This window comes from Peribacillus sp. NPDC058002 (assembly GCF_042886655.1).
GTDB lineage: Bacteria > Bacillota > Bacilli > Bacillales > DSM-1321 > Peribacillus > Peribacillus aracenensis.
Genome location: NZ_JBHVQU010000321.1, coordinates 1 through 3,468, shown reverse-complemented (window position 1 = coordinate 3,468; position 3,468 = coordinate 1). Strand labels below are relative to the sequence as shown.

Here is a 3,468-nt window from a genome sequence, read left to right as displayed (position 1 = left end):
AAAAACACCCCATAAATGTTAGTTGGTGTCTAACATTTACGGGGCAGTTCAACTCAATGAAACTCGAGTATATCTACAGTTTTTTATTGGTTTTAGTATTTGGACGTTGATTGTAACGAAGGGCACTCGCTTTCCGCGGGCGGTCCGGGAGCCTCCTCGGCTTGCGCCTGCGGGGGTCTCCTCTAGACGCGCTATCCCCGCAGGAGTCTTGCACCTTCCATTCCAATCACCTTAAATGTAGACAAATTAAAAAAGTTCCAATTGATTTCAGACATCCACTCCAAGTAAACGTCTGTGGGGAATCGGCTAGCAAGTTATTCGGCAGGAGTGTCATAAATATCTTCAATTCACTCCATATAAAAAGAAAAAAACATGAAGGATAACCAAGTAATTTTCAGGGTTCGGGGTGAGACTAACCGAACCTCTTTATAAATATGGGAATGGAAATAGAGAGGCCGTACCGTGCGTTAGAGTCGACAAACATCCCATTCAGATCGATTAAATGAGAAACATCGCGACTATCGTAGTAACTGCCAAACCAATGGTTACCGGAAGCAGGTTTCGGCGGGCAAGTTCAAAGGGACTGACGTTACATATTGCCGCGGCAGGTATCTAATGCCCATGGAATCAGTGTACCTCCGCCAATGAAAGACATTTTATCATTTAGCTGAAACAATGATGATCTCGCGTGCTGTGAGTGATTCAGCAGGAAAAACCTATATCGGCATGTACGTGGACAGTATCGCTGCTGATAGCACAGATCCGACAAAATATAAATGGACGCTAATTAAAGGAGCTGACGGAACCCAGGGTATCCAGGGGCCTACAGGAGCAAACGGTCAAACGTCATATCTGCATATTGCCTATGCGACCAATGCAACGGGAACCACTGGATTCTCGGTATCCGACTCAACAGGAAAAACCTATATCGGACAATATACGGATTTTGTATCTGCCGATTCTACGGACCCAGCGAAATATAAATGGGTTCTTATTAAAGGGGATAAAGGTGATACGGGTGCAACTGGTTCTACGGGACCGCAAGGACCTACAGGAAATACTGGCGCAACTGGACCACAAGGACCACAGGGTCAAACTGGTTTAACAGGACCTAGAGGTCCAGTAGCTGACGAGTCTATGCTTTTTGGTAAGAATAGTAATTTCCTAGATTGGACTGGAACGTTACCAGTTGGTTATTCTGGTCAAACAGGTACTGCACCTACAAAGGTAGCGTCAGACAATTCTAGTGGTAACGCTGTTCAGTGGTCTGTCACCGATGGTGTGCAGGGTTATATGAATAAACAAGTGACAAATGTACCTTACAGTCAGTATTTGGCTCTGGAAGTCACGTTTAAATTAACTGCTGGAACTATTGATAGTGCTGGGGTTCTTATAAGAATGGAAGCCTCAGTCGACAGTGACACGAGGATAGACTTCAAGAATTATATTCCAGATCCAGTGTTAAACAAGTGGTATACCATAACGGAGGTTATAAAACAACCTTCTAAAACGACTCCAGCAGGATATACAGGATACACGATTTATCCAATGGGAGCATGGGCAAGTTTCAGACCAATCACAGCTAAGACAATCCAGTTTGATTCTGTCAAAGTACGACCGGCTACACAAGGTGAACAATACGGTTTTGAAAATGGGTTATTAGTTAATGGTTGGGTTAAAACTGGTACTACATTAATCGATGGTGGAAGGATATCTGCTGATATAGTTACTACAATTCAGGCTTATATTAAGGAACTTTCTGCCCTATCTGCAAACCTTGGTAGTGTTAAAGCTGGCGATATAACAGGTGTAACTATGGACTTAGCAGGTGGTAAATTCATAGTAGACCCTGACGGTAATGTAACGTTAAAAGGTACTCTAGACGGCGCTACAGGTACGTTTTCCGGATCTATAACAAGTAATGGGGCTACGTTCGACGAATCAGAATCAAACGTGCCTGTCACGGCAGAGATAGAGGACGGATTTCTAACGGTAAAATCAACGCATACTAAGCAAAAATGGAAGGGTTACTCTTTCTTCGGTGGATGGGTCAATCTAGAAAGGCAAAACCTAGATGGTTCACGTCTGTACAATACTTATATAAACCCTAGGTATACGGCGTGGTATGACGGAAAAGGTAAAGGTTCAATTATCATGCACGTTGACGAAGGTTTAGATATGAATGATAAACCCATTATAAATGTTAAACTTATGACATTTAGGAAAGGCGGTAATGGCTGGAAGATTCAAGAGTCACCCGATGATGGTAGTGACGCTAATGGACAACTTCAATTCTTCACAGGAGATACTAGACGAGCCACAATTGGGTTAACAGGTAATTTTTATATCACAGGTAACCGATATGTGATTCAAAACAGTGGTGGAAGTTACGAAGCCGAAGGAAAACTGTCTTTACTGAACACAGCAGGTGGGACAGAGATGCACCTGGGCTCCGATGCTACAAGTCCATACGTTCAGTCAATTAGCGTGTTCAACCGTACATATTCTCCTGCAGCCAATATGTATGTAACATCGTCTGGGGTAATTGGTCGGACAACATCGGCTACTAAATATAAGCTAGAAATTGATAATTCGAAAGTGGACCCATACAAGATATTAGACCTTAATCCTAAAACATGGTATGACAAAGCAGCTACGGAAGCTTATGCCGATGCACTTACAAGGGAGCATGCTGGTGAAGTTGTTGATTGGGCAGAACTTGATATTCCCCAATTAGAACGAGTTTCAGGCTTAATCACTGAAGATGTTATAGCGGCAGGACTTCCGGAATATGCGACATACGAATTTAATAAAGATGGAACTCGCGAAGTAGAGGGGCTAATGTATGACCGCCTTTGGACTTTGCTTATTCCTGTTGTACGTGATCAGAAAGAGGAAATCACTTTACTAAAAGAGCAAGTCAAGTCTCAAGATGAGAAGATATCCAACCTAGAAGCACGACTAGCAGCTCTAGAAGCAAAGATAAATATATAGAGAGAATTTATTAAAGGGGGTCATGGACATTGGAGGAATTTAATGTGGAAAAGAAGGTCCAAGAACATGATCAGACAATCAACGAAAATATTTTACCAAGGTTAGAAGGTTTGGAATTAGAACAAGCAACATTCAAACGAGAAATATCTTCACTTAAAACCGATCTTATGGGTGTTCAAAAGGGCCAAAAGGAATTGGAAGTGACCGTAATGAAAGATGGGAAAGAGACTAGGGATTTGCTTAAACCTTTTGCTGATCATGTTTTAAAACAAGCTGAATTCGAGTATCAAACCGAAAAGGACATTGCCATTAAAAAAATGGATACTAGAGAGAAAGTTTTCTTCAGCATTTTTGGCACGGGTGGAGCTGCCGGTATTATCGCAGCAATCGTAACATTTATAAAATAAAGGAGCTTTTTTTATGGATAAGGCAAAACAATATGTAGCAATGATTGGCGGTGCTCTCGGGGCACTG

Annotated in this window: 2 protein-coding genes; both read left to right on the top strand. The window is 42.1% G+C overall.

Going from position 1 to position 3,468, the window contains the following annotated elements; all coding sequences use genetic code 11:
• The first annotated feature begins 675 nt into the window (after nt 1-675).
• Nucleotides 676-2,994, top strand: a complete 2,319-nt coding sequence (locus ACFVSH_RS24310) for a collagen-like protein (RefSeq protein WP_387708300.1) — start codon at nt 676-678, stop codon at nt 2,992-2,994.
• 29 nt (nt 2,995-3,023) lie between these two features.
• The gene (locus ACFVSH_RS24305) at nt 3,024-3,401 is read left to right on the top strand and encodes a hypothetical protein (protein ID WP_387708299.1); all 378 of its coding nucleotides are present in this window, start codon (nt 3,024-3,026) and stop codon (nt 3,399-3,401) included.
• Nucleotides 3,402-3,468: the final 67 nt, after the last annotated feature.